Here is an 18,583-nt window from a genome sequence, read left to right as displayed (position 1 = left end):
CGGTCCCTCATGCGCTCACCATAGATACACGGCGCCGACAACACCAGACCGACCGGGGCTCGATTCGCAACCTAGGCGTTGGTGCCTTTGAAGGATCGGCTTACGGCGACGGCGTGACTAGCGAGTTCAGGTCTGCGACGAACCGGGAGAAGCGCCCATCGTCCATCAGGCTGAGGGGTTCACCGAACCATGTCATCCAAATGTGGTCGATGTCCGCGGCGCTGATCTCTCTGCGAGTCATCAAATGGCTGGCCATCGGCAAAGCTTCGGATCTGTATTCGTCGGATGGGGCCCCGTCCTGTGCGCCAGGCTCGAGCCCGTAGGGATCTAACTCGCTCAGGAGACGCAGCACAGCGGCAGTGATGGGTTCTCCCGAGTGCCAATCCGCGCTCACCCGGCCATTCTCGTTGAAGCGTGAACCTGGCGCATCACGATCCGCGTGCGGGCGCTGGTGATAGCGGGAGTGAACCCGGAGTTCAGGTCAGCCCTGTTCGCGCTTCCAGGCGACCGCTCGCCGGTATATCAGCATCGCGACTATGACCGCGACTACAGCAACGCCAATCGCAGCGAAGGCTGTTACGGGTTGTGGGAGACCTGCAAGCACTGCGGCGACCGCCATCAGCGCTGCAACGGTGAGCAGCCAGGGGCGCATCCACCTGGGTGTCCGCCACACCCTACCTACGACCGCCAAGAAGGCCGCGAAAACCAGCCACGACGCTAGAAACCACCAGTTCACGCCCACCTCCAACTCGCCACAACCCCCGACCATAGCGGGCCGGTAAACGGAGCGTTCACGCGAAGCGTTCGCACGATTGCCCGCCCTGTGCCGGGTCCCTCAGAGGCGGTTCCCGAACAACGGGAGGTCCAGAGCCGCACGACTCATCGCGTAGGTCGCCGCGAACAGTGCGACGGTTAGCACGATCCCCGGACAGGGGACCAGAAGGATGGCCGGGCTAAGTTCTCGAGGAGAAAGATCCCTGCGGCGGCAACGACGAGAAGTATGACCACCCCGACATTGAACGTCTTGACCGTGGCGGAGTAGAGCGTGTAGTCGCACGACGTGGCCGTGCAGCTCGCGATACTCAACTGTGACAAGAACATCTGGACGTAGGCGACGACGGCGATGATCAACTGGAGTAACCACAACCACGGTGACGCATCGGCGCGGTTTGGGCCCCGTCCGTCGTTTGTCATCTCGCGATGATCTCAGAAAGGGCCGCCAACACGAGGCTCCAATGGGGATCCGGCCATGGGCTTCGAAGCCATCGCCGTGTGTCCGATCGCACTGCTACGACTTGGGCGGATTATCGCCATCCGGGGCATCGTCGCCCGTCAGGCCGTTGTCGCGATCCCAGAGCTTGGCGGCAGCAATCGCCTCGTAGGCCTCCTCGTTGGCGCGCGCGCGATGTGCCCACACTGTCGCGCCGACACCAAGAACTGCGACTACGACGGCGACCCACCACAGCCCAGTAACGAAGAGAACGACTGTGATCATCGCGAATGCTGAAGGGATCGTGAGGACGAGCAATTGCCGGTTGCTCATGTCGTCGTCTTTACCAAGGAACGTCTTGCCCATGCACGAAGTATGACGGACGGTCCTGGAGGTCTGGGTCGTCCACCAGGGATCGCTCTGCGCGTGTGAGGGCCGGTCCATGGCGTCACTCGATGACGTCGATGCGGCTTGAGCCCACCACCTCCTGAACCCACTGAGGACATTTCACGTCCTCCGCACTCATGTCGCGCGGCTTCCCCTTGGCAAAGTGCACATCCACGCACGCATTGACCGTGGTACTGACCTGGTCATAGCCAGCGGATGCCTGACCGCCTGATCGAATAAGGAGCGTCACGGTTAGGTTTTGCTCGTTCTGCACTGACACCGCGGTCACTGACCGCGAGGTCAACTCCGCCGAGGTGTTCTCCTTGACATAGCCGATACCTCGACGGTCGAGGATGTCTGGCAGCTTCTCAAGGTTGCCGGCCGCAAGAGACACCGCCTGCCGCACGTCGGTTAGCGCACTGTCGGCAATACTCTTGGCGCGCTCCTGTGCCTGACGCGAAGCTTCACCGCTGGTGTCTGCCACGGTGCACCCGGCCAGTCCTATCCCGAAGACTGTCAAGACCGCGGAAAGAAGAAAAGTTCGGGCCAATCGGTGCACGACTTGATACTGCCCCAGGCAGTTATAAGGAGCCAAGGGATCGCGCTCTCCTGTCCGTTCGCCCATCGCCTACTGAGACAATCAGATCGTGATGCGAAGGGTCGTCAACGCTGCTGTAGTTCTAATCGCGGGCGGGCTGCTCGCGTCGTGCGCTTCGGGGAATTACGCATATGACTTAGAAGTTGCAGACGTTGCAGGTGCCTGGATTGCGAGAGACGATTCCGGCCTCGAGCTCGCCCTTTCACCGGACGGGGTTCTCACTGCTTCTAACTGGCCGGATGAACTCGTGTGCGTCCGACGAAACGGGTTGCTTACGGCAGATCTTGAGAGCGCCGAAACAAGCGACCTGGGGGGCGGTTGGTCCTTCTTCGGCGGGGTCGAAGGCAGCGTGCTACCGAGCTTGCAATTGAATTTCGAGTCCGCTGTGTGTGCAGACAACGGACCACGGGGATATTTCTGGCGCGGGGAGGACGATCGGGTGAGCATCTGCATACCCCTCGAATCCGATACCGACCCCGATAATTTTCAACTGGACCGGATGTTGATTCTTTCGAGAGGAGCTGCCCCGGGAACCGATCCTGCTGACCCCTGCATCTAAGGCCCCAGGATCGGCGGCGGTTGGGAGCATGACCTCAGTCTCCGACCTAAACCGGACGGCCCGACGCCCGCAGTGGGATGGTTCTGCGGCTACCTCGGCACCGAATCAGCTGAGACGAACTTGCTTGGCGAATATCGTCGGGTGACTAAGGCGAGGATTGCCCAGTACCCGATGACTGCTGCGGTCGCCACCGATAGCAACAACGCCAGACCATGCCATCCCATCGTGCCGCCGAGGACCACGATCCCTGCCGGTATGGCAGCAACAGGTCCCGCTGCAGCGGCTTTAAGCCGCATCGGCAGCCCCGGCCATATTGGCGGCGCGTTCTGGTGACCTCGGTACACAACAAGAGCAGATACGGAAGTAGCAACGACGCCGCCGAGTGCGAGGAAGCCCATCATGCCGGCGCTATGCCTTGCGAAGTCGAGAGCCGATGGAGGCGCCAGGAACACCAGCGACCGAAACAGCAGCGTGGCGGCGACACTCAACGCGAGTGAATATGCACCTAACGAGGCCACTGTGATGGCAACCGTCCGTGAAGCGCCTGGTCTAACGGCAATACGCATGGGCAACAGCGTGACGGGCGACGGACCGAATGTCCACGGCGAAGTTGCCCCGACGCCCGTTGAACGATCCCCTGTTGAGACTCACCCGTCCGCCGAGAAACGTGCTCTTAGGCGCAACCTAGGCAAGAAATTGCCCGCCTCGATATGGTCGGGGTATGAGCGTAGCCACCATTCCGAGTGAGACCACCGCGGAGAGGAGCCCACGACGCATCAGCCGCCTTCTGGTCCTCATCCTGGGCGTCATCGTGATCCCGTTCGCGCTCACAGCCGCGTTGAACAGTTACGGCGCGCTCACCGTAGACGGAGCACTGCGCATGGCGTTCGGTATGGTGGCTGGCCAAACATTAGCCATCCTCAGCGGGTTTGCTTGCGTCGTACTCACCATCAAACGCGGGAGTGGCGCGCACGCGATCGTCGGTTTTGCAGTTCTCGCTGCACTCATCACCCTGGGCGCTGTAGGACACATTGGCTCGGCTGGCGACCTACTACTCACGCGCCTAGACCTCATCGCCGAGGTGGACCGGCTAAACCGGTGAGGGATCCCGCTGCGATCTTCCACGGCCCGCTTCGACGGAGACCGAGCGGGGGTGGCACGATACTTATGGCATGTCCAGCAATCGGGCTCCGAGCCGCAGTCGCAAATCGCGCCGGCGTTCTCGCCGCGTGTGGTCGTTCATAGGCTACGTGGCGCTGTTCGGCGCTGCGGGAGCTGTGTTTGCTGCCCTGTCTTTCAGCAGGGGCGACGCCGATCCGGTGGCTTCTGTGGGGGGTTCGATCGGGGCAGTGTTGCTGGGTTGCGGCATCGGCGCTCTGATCCGACTCGGCATAGACGCCTGGCAAGCACGGCAACCTCAGTAACGGCAGTCGGCTGCGTCTTCCTGCGGCGCCGGAAACTGCCTCAGCCGAGTAGTCGAACGCGCTGGTAGGGGATCCCTTATCGGACTGTCGGTGCCACCCCCGCTTGTACGGTTCTTGGCTTCACGCTGGCGACCACGACCACGGGGATGCTGGGAGACCGTGGGCGCGACCCTGCAAGGTGCGGGGCAGTCTCGGGACTTCCCGCAGAGTGCCCATGCTTCCCACGCGCTCATTCCAATAGCCGATCGCCGTGTCCAGCAATTCGGCTGCCCGCAATTGATAGAAGCCGTACTGCTCACGCGGAACATACGTCTGCACTACTCCGCCTCCGCTCGTGTCGGCTCCGGACGATGCGAGGATTGCCCACGGCCGACCGTGCGCCAATCCGGACAGAAGGGACCAGAGGGGTACCAGGTCGTTTTCGCCGGTCGAAGCCTCCAGGTCTACCAAGGCCTGGGTAACGCTGTACCGGTTTGATCTGAAGTAGCCCTCGGTGAGTCCTATTTTGATCATCGGTGCCAACAACTGACGGCGTCGCGTCTCGTACGCCTCTGTGCCGTTGGCGCCTTCAAAGCGGAACTGGTCGTAGGAGTCTTGTAATGCCAGCTGAACGATGCGTTCCACACGCGTGTTCACATCGTCTGGTGCAAGGAACCACGCAACTGATGTTGCGGCTTCCATGGCCGCCCGAACCAGGACAGGAACCGCGGACGGTGGCGTCCCGATCGCCTGCATCTTCAGTGCAGCGCCTAGTTGCCAGACTGCGGTTTGGATGTTGAACTGCGCCGTCGTGTTGGCCACGGGAGTCCCCATCAGCTCATAGTCCGCGCGCAGGTCCGCGTCTTGGCGGCCCACATTGAACCGCTTCATGTCTCGCACGAAATCATCAAGCGCAGCGAGCCAGTCGACGTAGTCGCTATTCATCACATTCAATGATCGCGTAGGCACGCTGCCCACCCCTAACGGTTGAAGCGGGGTGACAACGTGCCGACCCGTGGCACTCGAGATCGCTACGATTCCTGCATGTCTGGACGCACACTGAAGCACGGCGACACCATCCGAACGCCAGAAGGTGAGGTTGGACGCGTCCTGAGGCGTTCGAGGCAACTCTTCGTTGATCCGTTTGAGTACCGCCGCTACGACCTCGACGGTGAGGGAGACGTGCTCATCTATGCGGTCTTGCTCGAAAGTGGCGAGATGCGCCACTACAGCTTCGAGGCTTTAGCGGCGTCGAATAACCCATCTGCATAGTCGGAATTGGAGCGTGCAGGGGCGCCCGGCTACGGATGGGCCTGCGGGCGCGACTCGCTTCAGTTCGACCGGGTCAGCACGACGGAGACTGTGGTGCCCCCTGGGTGGAAATCTCCGGCTAGCCGAATGAGTTTGCGATAGGAGACCCAACCTGATTCCCGTGACTCAGCATGGTCGGCGGTTTCGACGAATAGCTCGAACCGCCGCTCACCCTTCTCCGCCGAGATCCAGGCGAGGACTTCTTCTACCGACTCGGCTTCGGTAACACGCTGCGGATCGTGCCGTGTCGGCTGATCGACGTCGTCCCCAGTCCAGAAGCAAACCCAGTAGACCGACGCGTCCTGCTGTTTAGCCTCAAAATATGACTCGTCCCACTCAACCCGCATCTGGCCAACCTTCCCCGACGGTAGCCGCACAGTGCGTACCGCGAAACTCGACCCTGAGAGCGCACTTTAGTTGACGCGTCGGGCCGGTCGCGCAGACGGATCCCTCGGTCCACCTGCTCCGGGACGACGCCGCTAAGGTGTGCGGTTGACGCCGATGCCGCAGTTACCGCCTGAGCGTCGCGAGATCCGGATGTTCCCGGATTACGGGCGCCGGTATCCCCTGTGGGGGAACTCGACGCCGACCTGGGACGTCGGATACACGACTTCGTCCGAGACGTACGGACTCTCCGACGAGTTGGCAGAAGACCTCGAGGGTTGGCAGTCGTATTTCGAAGCCCACGCCAACCCTTTTGAGGGATGGGATAGCGATACCAACCTGGGGAAGTGGTTGCGTGACGGTGAATGGCTCGCGAAGCGCCTGCAGGACGAGGTGCAGTCTTTTGCTGATGTGAAACGCGAGTTCGGTCCGAGGAGCGAGCGCTGAGGGATCGCTCTACGAACCGCGTCGGTCTCGTGCCCGCCAGACGCCCCCGAGCACGATGAAGTAGGTGCCGAGAGCCCACACCAACACGACCATCACTACCACGACGGCGCCGAGGTTCCTCTCCGAGACGAAGTCACCGAAGAGGAGAATCAGGCCGAGAAAACCGAAAAGGACGCCACTAATACCCATGACGATTGCCCCCACTGGGGACTGCGGCCGCGCGAACATGCCACAACAATGACATGCCTTGGCCCCGCGGCCAGTAGGGGATCCCTCTCGGTCACTCTTTGGCGGGGTACTCCACCTCGCAGTGATCCACGAAGTGAGCCAGCACGCTCAGCGTTGCTAGCCGCTCAAGTGCGGCCTGTTCCGACAGCGGTTCCTTATCGTGCGTTGCGGGGTTCCGAATCACCATGTTCGCACCCGGTGCGAACTGCCGTAGGCCGTCCTGCATCGTCTTCACGTCTTGGTTTGCCTGATCGCCTGGCCAGCGGAGACGAGCTTTTCCGGGCCGCGGGGCATCCTGGGCGAATGCCTGCTGCCACAGGGACGTGTCCGCCGCATCGTTTCGATCGGTTAGCTGTTTCATCTGGCCGCTCACTGCCTCGGCGGCCGCCGATACTGCGTGGCGCAAATGGCCATCGTTCCAGAGCCGCTGCGCTGCCGACCACACGAGCGGGTGCAGGAGGGACGGCTGGATGGTTGGCGACGAGAGGGCGTCAGCTCGGACGCGGAGTCCTTCAAGACGCCCGGCGGCCTGGAGACAGCACCCGCGGACCGTGGATGCTTCTAGCACCGGCTTCGGCTCTGTTATGCGTTCCCAGTTTACGAACGGGTCGACCTCGCCAGTCCCTTGCACGAACATGCGCACGCCCGTCACGGAACTCAAGTCCATAAGAGCGCCGGCAAGTCGGTTCAACTCCGCGGTCAAAGCGCGCACGCGTTCCTCATCCGCACCGTCTTTCGGGAATACGGCCGGCGCGATGCCTCGCGTGAAGGATCCCGGCCCGACGTTCTCGACGTGATGTGTCATGAACTCATCAAATGCGGTGATGAACTCATCGAGTCGTGCGGAGAGGAAATCGAGATACTCCGTGCTGGTTCTTGGGTCCATGCCGCGAGTGTTGCAGACAGCGATCGGCTATCGAGACACGCCTGGGCGTCAGGGGCGGGACCTAAGCTTCGCTGCATGTCGATCAATGATGAGCTTCGCCGAGAGCCTGGGATCCGCGCGGTGAGCAGCTTTTTCGGACACTTCAATGGCGAAGACGTCGTCGTGCGACCGGCGGACCCTCGCGAGCCTGCCTTCACGATTGAGGTTCTACTCACCGAAAGTAAGGCGACCTTTCCGCCCGCGGCCCCTGTTCACGAGGGCGATCTGGTCGAACGTAGCGACCCCCGCGGCGGTGTGATCGAGTACACGATCAATCGCTACGAGTTCAGCAAGGATCCCTTCGGCCACGGCAACGACCATTGGGAAGCTCAGCTCGTCGAGAAGCGTCACGTCGCACGCCGCTTCGCGGAGCCGCACATCGTCGTGAACGGTGGCGTCAACCAACTCGCCGTTGGCGATGGCAACAAGCTGCAGCTGATCAACCAGACAGCGCACTATCCGGCGGTCGTCAGCGCACTTAGTGAGATTCGCAACACTATGCCCCGTGAGGGATTCGGAGCGGGCGACCTCGCAGAGATCGAGGAGGCCTTGACTGACGCGACGGGCGTGGCCCAAGAGTCCGACAAGCCGAGCGCCGTGAAGCGGGCGCTCCACGCCGTCAACGGAGTCATCGGCGACTTGGCTGGGTCCGCGAAGAGCGGCGCAGCCGACAGTGTCAAGGCATGGGCCGCCGCGGCGACTGCTGTGATCCTGCGCCACATCGCGGGCCTGTAGACCCTCGGGCGAAGCAGCCCAACCGCGCACCCGTGCAGCAGGGCCGCCTCGCCGTCAATGCGGCAGCAGGTGCTCAGAAGCCGCCGGCGCGGGGCACCTGGTAGTGCCTCGAGCGCGGCGACTACGCCGGGGCAAAGACGGCGGCGGCGGCATAGTGAGGCTGCGGTGACCGGTGGTGGATCCCCGGGCGCGACGCTGACCACGGCGGCGGCTGGCTCTTGGCGGGCCATTCAATTCGACTCGGTACGGTGGCGTCATGGACGAGGATCGTCGAAACCTGATGGGGCGCATCGAAATACTCCGCGCTTACAGCAAAGCTCTTCAAGACCCCGAAAAGCTGATTCGGGTGTGCCTCGACGTATCGGGCGATGACGTCGAGGAACGGTCAGCCATTGCCGCAGCATTCGAGGTCGCCGACTTCGCGGCCGATGCGATTCTGGCCATGCAAGTGAGGCTCTTCACGCCGAGGAGATCCGAGGAGATACGGCGTGAGCTGGCCGACGCCAACCGTCTTCTCCTCGATCTCGATAGGTCGTAGGCCGATCCCTAACGGGGAGGCGGTGTCATCCGCGCGTCAGCTCACAATTGCCGCAGCAGTGGTGCCTCCGCGCATCAATGTTCACCGGACAAGCGGAGTGCTCCCATCGGGTAGAGGGGGCGGTCAAGTCCACTAACGGCCCGCCATGCGGCCGGGCTGTCCTCCTCTAGGACCCGGAGCTTGGCGTCAAGCGGGATCGCATCCAGTGCCTTCGATTCGACCCGGAAGACGTGGACGATTTCGTGACCGGGCTCGCCCTCGTACTCGAAGATGCTCTCTAAGACACCGAGCAACTGAACTGTCTCGAGCGACACTTCGAGTTCTTCCAAGAACTCACGCCGCACAGCCTGCTCTGCAGTTTCGCCGAACTCGATACCACCCCCGACGGCGCGATGGTAAGACTCGCCGTTCACAGAGTCCGTCCGGTCGAGAACCAAGACGTGCCCGTCTCGCACCGGGAGACCCACGGCGAGGTTTCGAATCGACGGCATGCGATGATCGTAGGTTGGGTGGATGAGAGATGACGGTCGCGACGTTAGCCGCGCACAGCCCACATCCGCACCTCGGGCGGCCGTCCTCGACGACGTTCCTGCGATCATCGCTCTCGTCGCCGAGATGTACTCCGAGATGGCGGAGGAATACAGCGGGCAAAGGTCGATCATCCCGGGCGACTGGAAGAGTAGCGCTGAAACGGAGTTCCGAGAGCGACTGGGCGCGGACGTCGGAGCATTCGTGATCGAAGGAGAATCGGGGGAAATCGTCGCCGTCGCCGTGGGACGACTGCACCGCACACTACCCAGCCCACGCCGTACCGGTACAACGGCGGGATATGTGGAATGGGTGGTCACGGATGCCGCGGCACGTCGGCAGGGGAACGCGACGGCGGTTATCTCTGCTCTTCTCGCGTGGTTCGAATCGTCCGGCACCTCGGTGGTCGACTTGAACGCGAGTTCGTCTGCCGAGACCATCTATCGACGGCTTGGGTTTGATAGCGAAGGTCCTGTGGCGCTCAGCCGGCGGCTCCGAACATTAGACCGTTGACGGATCCCGTAATTGGAGCGGCCAGTACAGCCAAGACTTCCACTCCGGGCTCATGTGCCACGATTGGCCATATGGATGTCGTTACTTGGCTGGAGCGCATCGGCAGCCGGCCAAGCACTTGGTGGGTGTTCATCTTCGGCGCCACCGCGCTCGGGATCGCGACGGCGATGCAGAGTCTGTGGTGGGTCGCCGGCGCAATGGCTCTAATTCTTGTGATCGGAGTGCTGAATTTGCTTCGAACCACCCGAACCCGAAAACAAGGCGACGGCTGAACGTCTGCGATCAACCATGTAGTAGGGGTGTGCCGACCCTTCTTCGCGTTCGCTCACTGCAGCGAGCCTGAAGCGCGCAACGGTCGCACTCGGCGGAGGTAGGCCGGGAACCGCTGGACGTCCTCTCCGTCGCGCACGAGGATCGATCAGCGGGCGCGAGCCGACCACCCGAAAGGGTGGTTCGCTATCGTTTGGGTCGTGGAGAACGGAACTGCTGCACGCGCCGGATGGCGGGAGCTGGACCAGGGTGAAACCAGTAGGTACTGGGATCTCTTTGACGAGCTCTACCGCTTCCGCCCCGGCACGTCGCCGTTGACGTGGCCGGCGATTCAAGAACCCGTTCCGTCTGTCACTTTCGATCTGTCGGTTATTCCGGATGGCGCTCCGCGCGCTGTCGCGGTCCGCGCCATCAACAGCGAAGCGCAGCGCTGCTTCATCTGGGTACTTGGCGGCGAACCTCTGGTGGTCCTCGATTGGCAGCACCCCGCCTGGTCGTTCTCGCCCACCGAAGAAGCCCTGAACATGGAATGCGACGATCCGATCAACGGCCGCCCCACCGCTTACCCGGACGGCGACTACTACGCCTTCATGACTGCGGATCTGCGCGAAGGAACGTTTGGGCATCCGTGGGAACGAACGCTATGCGTAATGGGTGACAGACTCGTCCGCACCCTCGGATTGTCTCTCTCGACATGGCTCCCGACCGTGAGAGTTAACGGGCGCTGATCCTCACCCTCAATCGCTCTTGAGCTGCCCGTTGAACGATCCGCGACCGGTGGCACCCTTGGGCGTTATTCATATGATCACGGTGATGGAATCAATCGCGCGGGACTTGATCACTGACGACGGAACGACGATCGCCTACACGGTGTTCTTGGGCAAGGAGCCGGCAATCGTCATCCTGCACGGTCTTGCGGGCAGCAGCCGCGAGTTCGTCCCGACAGCGCAGTCGCTCTCAGGCCGCCGGGTCATTCTCATCGACCAGCGGGGCCATGGCCTCAGCACGACCAGACCCGAGCGCACGTCCCGGGAAGCTTTCGTGTCGGACGTCGTGGCCGTCCTCGAAAGGGAGTCGTCGGAGCCGGCCGATCTCGTCGGACAGTCAATGGGTGCTCACACCGCGATGCTCGTCACTTCAGCGCGGCCCGACCTTGTACGGCGGCTGGTACTCCTCGAAGGGAACGAGGGCAGCGGAACGCCCAATCGTAGCGCCGCACTCGGTGAGTACTTCCGGTCGTGGGATACCCCCTTCGCCGACTCATTGGCCGCTTCCGCCGCACTGGGGAACGGGCCGCTCCAGCGAGCGTGGGTTGACGACCTCGAGCAGACGGCCGACGGTCTCCGTCCCCGCTTCGACCCCGATGTCATGCAGGCAACCATCGAAGCGGTCAGCACTCCTCGGTGGTCGGAATGGGAAAGCATTGAGGCGCCTACGCTCGTCGTGTACGCGGGCTGCGGCATGTTCACCGAGGAGCAAAAGACGAACTTCGTTCGCCGAGGCCGCAACGTGCAGCGGGTCGACCTTGACCGCGCATCGCACGACGCGCATCTCGATGCATTCGAACAATGGAGCGCAGCGTTGCGAAGTTTCCTCGAGGTGCGGTAGCCGATCGCCGAACGCGCGAAGGTGAATCATTCGTCGGTGGTCTGCCACACCGCGTAATCGCGGTCCTCGTTGTCAGCTCCATAATCGGAAGGGACAGCGTCTCACGTGACGTACCCGCCCCGCTCTCGATCGAGTCGCCGACTTCGAGCACCCTCTTGTCCGGGGACCTGAGTCGATTGCCCATCGTCGGCCAGCAACGTTCCGAACGGAAACTGAAGCTGGTAGGTGACACCGCCGCTGGCGACGGCGAAGCATCCCGAGTCGGTGGTCGTCAAAGTTCCGTTGTCCGACGCTTCAATGGCTGCGGTGGGACGGTCGGGAGCGGTCGTCATAGTGAATCCCCGCGATTGCTGCACTGGGGGTGCTCCTGAACAAGCCGTCAGGATCGCGGCCATTGCTGCCGCGCCTGCCAGGAACACGCTTGCTCGTATAACGATCGAATCGGGCAGAAATGGACGACCCGCAGGTGACCTCGGAACGGTGAGGGGTGCCAGGGCGCTAGTCTCCGACCGTGCCTATTGCTCTAGTTACAGGCGCCGCCCGTCCAAACAGCATCGCCGCCGGCGTGGTGCCGCGGCTTGTCTCTGACGGCTGGACCGTTGTCACCAGTGATCTTGATTCCGGCGACGTGCCCTGTGACCTCTCCGAGCCCGACAGCTCCACCCGGCTCATCGAGCAGGTCGCCCGCCAGTACGGCCCGATCACGGCGCTCATCCTCAGCCACGCGTACGACGTCGAGTCCGGAGTTCTCGACACGACGGCTGAAAGCTTCGACCGGCATGTTGCAGTCAATGCTCGTGCGCCCCTGCTGCTCATCGCAGCATTCGCCCGCCAGACCGGAGACGCTGGGGGCGCGGTCGTCGCTTTCACCAGTGACCACACCACCGGGAATCTGCCATACGGAGCGTCAAAGGGCGCCCTTGACCGCATCGTCATCTCAGCTGCCCGTGAACTCGGCCCAAAACGGATATCAGCGAACGTCGTAAACCCCGGACCCATCGACACCGGCTGGATGGATGATTCACTCCGCACCGCACTTGCTCCCCAGCACCCGCTTGGACGCCTCGGTACCCCTGCCGATATCGCCGAGATCGTCGCCTTTCTTGTTTCACCGGCAGGCCGATGGATCAGTGGCCAGCTCCTCAATGCCGACGGCGGATTCTCCGCACGGTTCTGACCGCTCACGCTTATGTGTGGATCACAGCGATAAACGGCGTGGTTGTCCCAACGCTCCGTGACGTCTTACTTGCCGGCTAGGGGAGGTGAAATGGGGACGAGCACCTCGGACAACTTCGTGTGAACCCAGCGGACGGCTGTCCGAGCGCGCGTCGTAGGATCGGCGCATGCAGGACGCTTCCGAAGATCGGCATCCCCGCCCGGGCGATACCGCGGATGAGCCGGCTAGTCAGAGCAGTCCGCCGAAGCGGCGCACCAAGCCTGCTACCGCGCATTACATCGGAGCTGTCATCATCCTTGGCCCCATAGCCGCCTTGGGCATCATCTTGCGAATCCTGAACTAGACCGTTTCGGGCTGCGCACATGGCGAAGGTGCGGCCGCGGCCGCAGAAACTACGCGTAAGGCGATCGGTGTGTGAGCTAACTAATCGGTGCTCTGAGGGGACGCGTGCCAGTGCTTCAGCCAGACATCGCAAAGCGAGCGAACGGGCTCGCGACTCAGCGCAAGCTGCTCGCAGCCGCAGGGGCTATTTTCGCGCAGACCGTATGCCGAGGCGCGGCTAAAAACATCGCCGTTGAAGCCGACATCAGTCAGGGCTCCCTCTACTTCCACTTTGGCCACAAAGACGAAATTGCCAAGGCTGTCATCGCCGCGCAGCAGAAACGAGTCGATGAGGTGCTTGCGCGGGTGCGCGCCTGGGAAGAAACCGCGCTCGAGCAACTCTTTCTGCTGATGGAGAGGCTTGCTGACCTCATTGCGTCGGATGAGCTGGTACAGGCGGGAATCCGCCTGGCCACACAACAAGACGCAGAAAGGTCTTTCGACGTGGGCGGACCTTACGCGGCGTGGGAACGCGTAATGGCAGCGACTCTGCGCGATGGCATCGCTGATGGTTCGATGGCACCGGATATGGATCACCGCTCCGCCGCGGAGCTGATCAACGAGATCTTCGTCGGCGCAGAGAACATCGCTGGCATCACGGATAAGTGGGCCTCCCTGCCCCACCGCATCGCAACAACCCGCGCAACCGTGCGACTCCTGCTCACCACTTCGCTTCCCCAGTGACGGGCAGTTTGGCCCGCAGGGAGACAACCTTCGGCATGAACGCTCCGCTTTTCCGGTTCGTCGCGGGCCCCGACACGAGAGTCGCTCATCCACCTAGGCCGATTGCTTAGCCGGCTCGCCCGGACCAACCCTCAAACTCGGCCTGCACTTCATCGAAGAACGCCGTCTTACCGAGTGTGTAGTCGTCGTAATCAGCCTTTCCTACCTGCTGTGCGCTGAGGGTTCGTTTGACGCTCTGGTACCGGTTGCGAGCTTCGGCGTTCGCGCGGAGCCAATCGCGGAACCACACCGTGTACAGACCCCAGGGTGAATCCAGGCGCCGAACATGGAGGATCGCTTGCTGGTCCTCGTTCCAGAACAGGGACTTCTCCCAAACGGTGTCGTCGACTTGGATCGACCCCCGCGGTAAGTCTCTGTCAACGCCTGGAGAATTCGGGCGCGAACCGCGTGCTCGAGCCCACCCAAGCGGCGCAAGTCGGGCGAGGAGTTCAGCTTCAGTCGGCAGCGGCTCGATGCGCAGCTGCAGGTCAATGATCGGCTTGGCCGCCAAACCAGGCACGGAGGTCGAGCCAATGTGATCGAGTACCGAAATATCCGCCCCTGCCATACCAGCAAGAGCTTCCCCGATCCCGGTAAGCATCAGCGATGCGCTCCGCGCCCACTCAACCTGGTGATCCACTAGCGCTGCCGGGTTCGTGCTCTTGGCGTCATCCACGTACTCGAAGCTACTGGGGGGGGTGCTGCGCCCGGTAAGCCAATCAAGTGTTCCTGCACGCCATCCGTGCTGCCGCGAGGTCGCGCGCTTTCAACTCGACGGCGTCAGCACTACCTCGGCACGACCGTTACGGAGGATCAGCTCGGTGCCCGTCCGCTCATAGGTGACGGACGACCCGAAAAAGGCCTCCACCCAGTTCTGTTTCGCGGTCGATTGGGGATCGCAACCCTTGAGCGTGGCCGCGGTTTCCTCCACCACGATCACGCCGTCGCTGAAGGGGCTATCGAGAGTGAGGGTGTTGCAGGGGGTATCAACGACGATCATCACGGCCTGATCAACACTCTGTGCCTCAAAGCGCAGGGGCGTGTCAGAGAGCCACTCCAGCTGGGTGCTGCCATCGCTGCCGCTTACCGAACGATAGGAAGCGCACCCCAACTCAAAGGGAATCTCTGACGAACACGCAACAACCGGTCCGGGGGATGTAGGCGTTGCACTATCCGGAGATGCCTGACAGCCCACCATCACGGTAAGGGCGCCCGTCAGACCAAAGATCAGCACCCAACGCTCCGCAACGTTACGTTTCATTAGGGTCCTCCACACCGCGGACTTCATACGGGCTTCCACCGTCTTCGCATGGCTCGTTTTCTCCCAGCAATGATGTCAGGTGCTGTCACGACACGCCCCGCCGATGGCGTGTCGTGAGGGTCCGTCTGTGGCGATGGCTCCCTTAGCCGGCGCCGGAGATAAATCGTGCGTCGACGAGTTGACGCACCCAGGTGACGACATCCGGCACGTCTCCAGCTGCCAGGGTTTCGTGCACGTGTCTCTCCCACATGGCGCGAAGCGCATTGGCGGAATCGGGAGGCATGTCCATCGCGCGCTCCACAACCCCCTGCCAGCTCGGGGCTTCAGCGTGGAGCGCGGCGGCCAATTTCGGTCTCATCGCGGTGTAGCTCTCGACCGTCAGCTCATCGAGCGCGCCGAGCGCGTCCAACACGTAAGCATCGAGAACCCGAAGCATTGGCTTGCCCTGGTACCGCGCTTCGTCGCTCACGCTTCAACCTTCATGAGTCGTTGCGGAACCATGCCAGTACCTTCGCATATCCATGATCCTTGGGCGGTTCCGACTGCTGGCGCGCCCCCTGGGCCATCCGTGCGCTGGCATCGACAGATCGCGGCCCCCATGTCACGCTAACGGTGTGAAGCGTGACCTCAAGACGCAGTTCCTAAGCAGCATTGCGGTCCTCGTTGGCGTATCACTCATGGTCGCAGGCGCGGTCGTCTGGTTTCTGGCTGGAGAGCTGAATCCGATTCTGGCCTTCATCGGAGTCCCGCTGGCGCTGTTTGGGGCGCTGTATGGGTTGGTGTCAGACATTCGCGCGATTCGAGGGGACGCGCGGGGTAAGACCGACTAGGTACGCACCGCCCGTATCAGGATCGTGAAACGCCGCGGTAGAGGGGTGCGCAAACCTTCAAGGTGGAGTGACCCAGGATGGGCTTGTGGTTGTCTTCTTTGAATGCGTGACCATCTCAAGTAAGCCGGTCGACGAGATGTTTGATCTCGCGCGGAGTGTTGATGCTCACACTGACTCACAGTCGGCATCGGCGGAACAGGCTGTGGCTGGCGTGACGGGTGGACTCATTGGGTTCAATCAGGAGGTCACCTGGCGGGCTCGTCACTTTGGAGTGCCGTTCGAGCTGACAAACAAGATCACCGAGTTCGAAGCCCCACACCGTTTCGTCGACGAGCAGATCCACGGTCCCTTCAAGACGTTTCATCACGAGCACCGCTTCGAGGCATCGGCAGAGGGCTCCGTGATGATCGACCGCGTTCGCTTCTCCGCACCGTTTGGGCTAATCGGCCGTCTGGTTGAGAAGCTGGTGTTAGCGACCTACATGCAGCGTCTGATCGAAGATCGCGGCGTCTTCCTCGCTGAGTCATCGGGAGGTTCTACCGAACAGGCGGTGTAAACCCGCCCGTACATCCATCCCTCAACGAACGCGCCTCGTCATATCGTGCCGGGCGCGTTATTGCGGAGGGGCGCTCCCCACTCTTGGATCACCGAGTTGTAGTCGTCGATCGGGCGCAGGTGTTCAACAGCTCTTCGGTCGCTGTCCCAGCGGACGATGCCTGCTGCATGAAGACGGCTCCACTTTTCGATCACGGAAGCGAGAGTGACAGGCATCTGTGGTGAAAGTGGTTCGGTACGTAGCTCCTCGGTGACCGATGTGATCGTGGAATCCGTGCCGCCGTGAAAGATCACCGGAAAACGGGTCGCGAGAAGATCCGCGAGTCGGACGTCAGAGTGCGTCTCCACGTACTGCTCATATTCCCAAACGGGGACGTCCGGACGGTCGGGGGTGGCTGGTCCGGCTAGTTTTCCCGCGGCAAGCGATGCAGCGCCGGGACGTCGCGCCTCTAGCGAGTCGAGGATCGCGAGGCGTTGGTGCTCTGGCATGCCTTCGATGTCCATGAAGCGCATCCTTCCGTGAGCGGCTGGTGGAAGGCAATACGCGCGTGAGCGGGAGCGAGCATCCATTGCCCGCTCACCGATCGTCAATCGGGGTCTGTCCACGTGTTGCGCTGGCAGTATCTGAAGTGTGAGGCCTCTACGAAGAATCGCCGTCGCAACACTGGTAGCGGCGATGGTCATTGCGGCCGGGGTCTTGGTGTTCCAAGCAGCCACCCGGTCGATGCCGACTGACCTCGCTTTCGGCTCAATGGGGCTATCGGGTGCGCTCCTCATCATCAGTGCGATCACGCTAGCTCTCGACAATCGAGGGCGACGCTGAACGAGGACCGTCACACGAGCGCCGGTAGAGGATCCCCATTGGAGCCTCGTGTTGGCGGCCGTTTCTGAGATCATCGCGAGATGACAAACGACGAACGGCGCCCAAACCGCGCCGATGCGTCACCTTGGTTGTGGTTACTCCAGTTGATCATCGCCGTCGTCGCCTACGTCCAGATGTTCTTGTCACAGTTGAGTATCGCGAGCTGCACGGCCACGTCGTGCGACTACACGCTCTACTCCGCCACGGTCAAGACGTTCAATGTCGGGGTGGTCATACTTCTCGTCGTTGCCGCCGCAGGGATCTTTCTCCTCGAGAACTTAGCCCGGCCATCCTTTTGGTCCCCGGTCATGGGGATCGTGCTGACCGTCGCTCTGTTCGCGGCGACCTACGCGATGAGTCGTGCGGCTTTGGACCTCCCGTTGGTCGGGAACCGCCTCTGAGGGATCACCATCAGGAGATGTTCGATGGGTCTTGCGGGCGGTAGCGCGGTAGATTCATCGAGCCTCCGCGCCGTCTGCACAAGATCCGAATGGGGTACCAGTTGCTGTCACTGACCAGATCGATTCTGATCTCCTCCCTTCATGATGACCCCTCGCTCTGGGAGTTCGTGTGGACCGCTAACCGCATTTTGGGTCTTGATGACCAGTCGAAAACGTACCCAGAAAGGGCCGACCCCCTCGTTGAAATGTACGTGCTCCGGTCGATGCAGGAGCTCATGGATGAGGGGTGGGCGTACCCGGGAGACGACGTGCCTGTCGACGGTGCACCCCCCTCCGGGTTTGGGATGCCCGTGGTTGAACTAGTCAGATGGAACCTCGGCGTCGAGGAGTCGGTCGACCGCATACGCAAGGAGTGGCGGGAACTCAACCATCCTCTGTTCTCGGACGATGTCTGCCGGTTCGGCTCCACGCCTGCGGGCGCAGCGACGGGCAAGCAGCTAGCAACCGAATCGACCTAATCGTTGCGGAACCGGCTCCGTATGCGGGCATTGGGCTCGATCCGAACAACAGATATGCCGTCTTGCGGGCGGTTGGGCTAGGACTACGGTGATTCCAATGTCTGAAGAACCGCGCCCGACTTCGGCCTCAACGCGATACGTCCTGATCTCTCTTATGGCTCTATCGCTTCAAGGGGCGTTTCTTGTGAACGCTATTCAGCACTCCGGGGACGCGGGCGCGTGGGTGTTGTG

26 protein-coding genes are annotated in these 18,583 nt (G+C 62.1%); 15 read left to right on the top strand and 11 right to left on the bottom strand.

Going from position 1 to position 18,583, the window contains the following annotated elements; translation table 11 throughout:
• Positions 1 to 1,288: 1,288 nt before the first annotated feature.
• Positions 1,289 to 1,576 carry a hypothetical protein gene (locus ACFXP5_RS14530; protein ID WP_394545243.1) on the bottom strand — a complete coding sequence of 96 codons (288 nt, stop codon included), beginning with the start codon at positions 1,574 to 1,576 and terminating at the stop codon, positions 1,289 to 1,291.
• An 82-nt stretch (positions 1,577 to 1,658) separates the two neighbouring features.
• The gene (locus ACFXP5_RS14525) at positions 1,659 to 2,081 is read right to left on the bottom strand and encodes a hypothetical protein (RefSeq protein WP_394545241.1); all 423 of its coding nucleotides are present in this window, start codon (positions 2,079 to 2,081) and stop codon (positions 1,659 to 1,661) included.
• Between the two features lie 1,394 nt (positions 2,082 to 3,475).
• Between ACFXP5_RS14525 and ACFXP5_RS14520 the strand changes: the two genes are divergently transcribed.
• On the top strand, positions 3,476 to 3,856 hold the full coding sequence (locus ACFXP5_RS14520; RefSeq protein ID WP_394545240.1) for a hypothetical protein: 381 nt from the start codon (positions 3,476 to 3,478) through the stop codon (positions 3,854 to 3,856).
• Between the two features lie 442 nt (positions 3,857 to 4,298).
• Here the strand turns inward: ACFXP5_RS14520 and ACFXP5_RS14515 are convergent, their stop codons facing one another.
• Positions 4,299 to 5,102, bottom strand: coding sequence for a hypothetical protein (locus ACFXP5_RS14515; protein ID WP_394545238.1), 804 nt, complete (start codon positions 5,100 to 5,102; stop codon positions 4,299 to 4,301).
• Between the two features lie 99 nt (positions 5,103 to 5,201).
• On the opposite strand from ACFXP5_RS14515, the gene ACFXP5_RS14510 reads away from it, so the two are divergent.
• Positions 5,202 to 5,429 (top strand): hypothetical protein, encoded by a 228-nt coding sequence (locus ACFXP5_RS14510; protein ID WP_394545235.1) that lies wholly within the window; start codon positions 5,202 to 5,204, stop codon positions 5,427 to 5,429.
• 59 nt (positions 5,430 to 5,488) lie between these two features.
• On the opposite strand, the gene ACFXP5_RS14505 is transcribed toward ACFXP5_RS14510, so the two are convergent.
• Positions 5,489 to 5,815, bottom strand: a complete 327-nt coding sequence (locus ACFXP5_RS14505; protein ID WP_394545233.1) for a hypothetical protein — start codon at positions 5,813 to 5,815, stop codon at positions 5,489 to 5,491.
• A gap of 154 nt (positions 5,816 to 5,969) precedes the next feature.
• On the opposite strand from ACFXP5_RS14505, the gene ACFXP5_RS14500 reads away from it, so the two are divergent.
• Positions 5,970 to 6,299, top strand: coding sequence for a hypothetical protein (locus ACFXP5_RS14500; RefSeq protein ID WP_394545231.1), 330 nt, complete (start codon positions 5,970 to 5,972; stop codon positions 6,297 to 6,299).
• Between the two features lie 9 nt (positions 6,300 to 6,308).
• On the opposite strand, the gene ACFXP5_RS14495 is transcribed toward ACFXP5_RS14500, so the two are convergent.
• Positions 6,309 to 6,488: a hypothetical protein gene (locus tag ACFXP5_RS14495; protein ID WP_394545229.1), complete on the bottom strand. Its 180-nt coding sequence runs from the start codon at positions 6,486 to 6,488 to the stop codon at positions 6,309 to 6,311.
• Between the two features lie 91 nt (positions 6,489 to 6,579).
• Positions 6,580 to 7,413: a TIGR02391 family protein gene (locus ACFXP5_RS14490; protein ID WP_394545227.1), complete on the bottom strand. Its 834-nt coding sequence runs from the start codon at positions 7,411 to 7,413 to the stop codon at positions 6,580 to 6,582.
• A 75-nt stretch (positions 7,414 to 7,488) separates the two neighbouring features.
• Between ACFXP5_RS14490 and ACFXP5_RS14485 the strand changes: the two genes are divergently transcribed.
• Together ACFXP5_RS14485 and ACFXP5_RS14480 are read left to right on the top strand one after the other, a co-directional pair.
• A complete protein-coding gene (locus ACFXP5_RS14485; protein ID WP_394545225.1) occupies positions 7,489 to 8,187 on the top strand; it encodes a hypothetical protein in 699 nt (232 codons plus the stop codon).
• 256 nt (positions 8,188 to 8,443) lie between these two features.
• Positions 8,444 to 8,725 carry a hypothetical protein gene (locus ACFXP5_RS14480; RefSeq protein ID WP_394545224.1) on the top strand — a complete coding sequence of 94 codons (282 nt, stop codon included), beginning with the start codon at positions 8,444 to 8,446 and terminating at the stop codon, positions 8,723 to 8,725.
• 74 nt (positions 8,726 to 8,799) lie between these two features.
• Here ACFXP5_RS14480 and ACFXP5_RS14475 read toward each other — a convergent pair whose 3' ends face one another.
• Entirely contained in the window at positions 8,800 to 9,216 is a 417-nt protein-coding gene (locus ACFXP5_RS14475) for an NUDIX hydrolase (protein WP_394545223.1), read from the bottom strand.
• 22 nt (positions 9,217 to 9,238) lie between these two features.
• Here ACFXP5_RS14475 and ACFXP5_RS14470 point away from each other — a divergent pair, with 22 nt between their 5' ends.
• The 6 genes from ACFXP5_RS14470 (at position 9,239) to ACFXP5_RS14445 (ending at position 13,886) form a co-directional block, all read left to right on the top strand.
• Positions 9,239 to 9,766 (top strand): GNAT family N-acetyltransferase, encoded by a 528-nt coding sequence (locus ACFXP5_RS14470; protein ID WP_394545221.1) that lies wholly within the window; start codon positions 9,239 to 9,241, stop codon positions 9,764 to 9,766.
• A gap of 71 nt (positions 9,767 to 9,837) precedes the next feature.
• Positions 9,838 to 10,038, top strand: a complete 201-nt coding sequence (locus ACFXP5_RS14465; RefSeq protein WP_394545219.1) for a hypothetical protein — start codon at positions 9,838 to 9,840, stop codon at positions 10,036 to 10,038.
• Positions 10,039 to 10,236: 198 nt separating this feature from the next.
• Entirely contained in the window at positions 10,237 to 10,764 is a 528-nt protein-coding gene (locus tag ACFXP5_RS14460; RefSeq protein WP_394545217.1) for a DUF2716 domain-containing protein, read from the top strand.
• 85 nt (positions 10,765 to 10,849) lie between these two features.
• Positions 10,850 to 11,644, top strand: coding sequence for an alpha/beta fold hydrolase (locus ACFXP5_RS14455; RefSeq protein ID WP_394545215.1), 795 nt, complete (start codon positions 10,850 to 10,852; stop codon positions 11,642 to 11,644).
• 511 nt (positions 11,645 to 12,155) lie between these two features.
• Positions 12,156 to 12,821 carry an SDR family oxidoreductase gene (locus ACFXP5_RS14450; RefSeq protein ID WP_394545213.1) on the top strand — a complete coding sequence of 222 codons (666 nt, stop codon included), beginning with the start codon at positions 12,156 to 12,158 and terminating at the stop codon, positions 12,819 to 12,821.
• 453 nt (positions 12,822 to 13,274) lie between these two features.
• The gene (locus ACFXP5_RS14445; RefSeq protein WP_394545211.1) at positions 13,275 to 13,886 is read left to right on the top strand and encodes a TetR family transcriptional regulator; all 612 of its coding nucleotides are present in this window, start codon (positions 13,275 to 13,277) and stop codon (positions 13,884 to 13,886) included.
• A gap of 106 nt (positions 13,887 to 13,992) precedes the next feature.
• On the opposite strand, the gene ACFXP5_RS14440 is transcribed toward ACFXP5_RS14445, so the two are convergent.
• The 3 genes from ACFXP5_RS14440 to ACFXP5_RS14430 form a co-directional block, all read right to left on the bottom strand.
• Positions 13,993 to 14,601 (bottom strand): GrpB family protein, encoded by a 609-nt coding sequence (locus tag ACFXP5_RS14440; protein ID WP_394545209.1) that lies wholly within the window; start codon positions 14,599 to 14,601, stop codon positions 13,993 to 13,995.
• Positions 14,602 to 14,691: 90 nt separating this feature from the next.
• Positions 14,692 to 15,186, bottom strand: coding sequence for an META domain-containing protein (locus ACFXP5_RS14435; protein ID WP_394545207.1), 495 nt, complete (start codon positions 15,184 to 15,186; stop codon positions 14,692 to 14,694).
• 142 nt (positions 15,187 to 15,328) lie between these two features.
• On the bottom strand, positions 15,329 to 15,655 hold the full coding sequence (locus ACFXP5_RS14430; protein ID WP_394545205.1) for a hypothetical protein: 327 nt from the start codon (positions 15,653 to 15,655) through the stop codon (positions 15,329 to 15,331).
• Between the two features lie 145 nt (positions 15,656 to 15,800).
• Here ACFXP5_RS14430 and ACFXP5_RS14425 point away from each other — a divergent pair, with 145 nt between their 5' ends.
• Both ACFXP5_RS14425 and ACFXP5_RS14420 read left to right on the top strand, forming a co-directional pair.
• Entirely contained in the window at positions 15,801 to 16,016 is a 216-nt protein-coding gene (locus ACFXP5_RS14425; protein WP_394545204.1) for a hypothetical protein, read from the top strand.
• A gap of 85 nt (positions 16,017 to 16,101) precedes the next feature.
• A complete protein-coding gene (locus ACFXP5_RS14420) occupies positions 16,102 to 16,572 on the top strand; it encodes an SRPBCC family protein (RefSeq protein ID WP_394545202.1) in 471 nt (156 codons plus the stop codon).
• A 38-nt stretch (positions 16,573 to 16,610) separates the two neighbouring features.
• On the opposite strand, the gene ACFXP5_RS14415 is transcribed toward ACFXP5_RS14420, so the two are convergent.
• Positions 16,611 to 17,075, bottom strand: coding sequence for a hypothetical protein (locus tag ACFXP5_RS14415; RefSeq protein ID WP_394545200.1), 465 nt, complete (start codon positions 17,073 to 17,075; stop codon positions 16,611 to 16,613).
• Between the two features lie 399 nt (positions 17,076 to 17,474).
• Here ACFXP5_RS14415 and ACFXP5_RS14410 point away from each other — a divergent pair, with 399 nt between their 5' ends.
• Positions 17,475 to 17,834 carry a hypothetical protein gene (locus ACFXP5_RS14410; RefSeq protein WP_394545198.1) on the top strand — a complete coding sequence of 120 codons (360 nt, stop codon included), beginning with the start codon at positions 17,475 to 17,477 and terminating at the stop codon, positions 17,832 to 17,834.
• Between the two features lie 89 nt (positions 17,835 to 17,923).
• Positions 17,924 to 18,352: a hypothetical protein gene (locus ACFXP5_RS14405; RefSeq protein WP_394545196.1), complete on the top strand. Its 429-nt coding sequence runs from the start codon at positions 17,924 to 17,926 to the stop codon at positions 18,350 to 18,352.
• Positions 18,353 to 18,583: the final 231 nt, after the last annotated feature.

Source organism: Microbacterium hanjuni (assembly GCF_043556395.1).
In the GTDB taxonomy this organism is placed as follows: Bacteria; Actinomycetota; Actinomycetes; order Actinomycetales; family Microbacteriaceae; genus Microbacterium.
Note: the sequence above shows the minus strand (reverse complement) of the source record. Positions and strands in the feature narration are given on the sequence as shown.

Bases quoted from the DNA above. Each gene is read 5' to 3' on its own strand.
- ACFXP5_RS14530 (WP_394545243.1), bottom strand. From the start codon at position 1,576: ATGGGCAAGACGTTCCTTGGTAAAGACGACGACATGAGCAACCGGCAA.
- ACFXP5_RS14520 (WP_394545240.1), top strand. From the start codon at position 3,476: ATGAGCGTAGCCACCATTCCGAGTGAGACCACCGCGGAGAGGAGCCCA.
- ACFXP5_RS14515 (WP_394545238.1), bottom strand. From the start codon at position 5,102: ATGAATAGCGACTACGTCGACTGGCTCGCTGCGCTTGATGATTTCGTG.
- ACFXP5_RS14510 (WP_394545235.1), top strand. From the start codon at position 5,202: ATGTCTGGACGCACACTGAAGCACGGCGACACCATCCGAACGCCAGAA.
- ACFXP5_RS14505 (WP_394545233.1), bottom strand. From the start codon at position 5,815: ATGCGGGTTGAGTGGGACGAGTCATATTTTGAGGCTAAACAGCAGGAC.
- ACFXP5_RS14500 (WP_394545231.1), top strand. From the start codon at position 5,970: ATGCCGCAGTTACCGCCTGAGCGTCGCGAGATCCGGATGTTCCCGGAT.
- ACFXP5_RS14495 (WP_394545229.1), bottom strand. From the start codon at position 6,488: ATGGGTATTAGTGGCGTCCTTTTCGGTTTTCTCGGCCTGATTCTCCTC.
- ACFXP5_RS14490 (WP_394545227.1), bottom strand. From the start codon at position 7,413: ATGGACCCAAGAACCAGCACGGAGTATCTCGATTTCCTCTCCGCACGA.
- ACFXP5_RS14485 (WP_394545225.1), top strand. From the start codon at position 7,489: ATGTCGATCAATGATGAGCTTCGCCGAGAGCCTGGGATCCGCGCGGTG.
- ACFXP5_RS14480 (WP_394545224.1), top strand. From the start codon at position 8,444: ATGGACGAGGATCGTCGAAACCTGATGGGGCGCATCGAAATACTCCGC.
- ACFXP5_RS14475 (WP_394545223.1), bottom strand. From the start codon at position 9,216: ATGCCGTCGATTCGAAACCTCGCCGTGGGTCTCCCGGTGCGAGACGGG.
- ACFXP5_RS14470 (WP_394545221.1), top strand. From the start codon at position 9,239: ATGAGAGATGACGGTCGCGACGTTAGCCGCGCACAGCCCACATCCGCA.
- ACFXP5_RS14465 (WP_394545219.1), top strand. From the start codon at position 9,838: ATGGATGTCGTTACTTGGCTGGAGCGCATCGGCAGCCGGCCAAGCACT.
- ACFXP5_RS14455 (WP_394545215.1), top strand. From the start codon at position 10,850: ATGGAATCAATCGCGCGGGACTTGATCACTGACGACGGAACGACGATC.
- ACFXP5_RS14435 (WP_394545207.1), bottom strand. From the start codon at position 15,186: ATGAAACGTAACGTTGCGGAGCGTTGGGTGCTGATCTTTGGTCTGACG.
- ACFXP5_RS14415 (WP_394545200.1), bottom strand. From the start codon at position 17,075: ATGGACATCGAAGGCATGCCAGAGCACCAACGCCTCGCGATCCTCGAC.
- ACFXP5_RS14410 (WP_394545198.1), top strand. From the start codon at position 17,475: ATGACAAACGACGAACGGCGCCCAAACCGCGCCGATGCGTCACCTTGG.
- ACFXP5_RS14405 (WP_394545196.1), top strand. From the start codon at position 17,924: ATGGGGTACCAGTTGCTGTCACTGACCAGATCGATTCTGATCTCCTCC.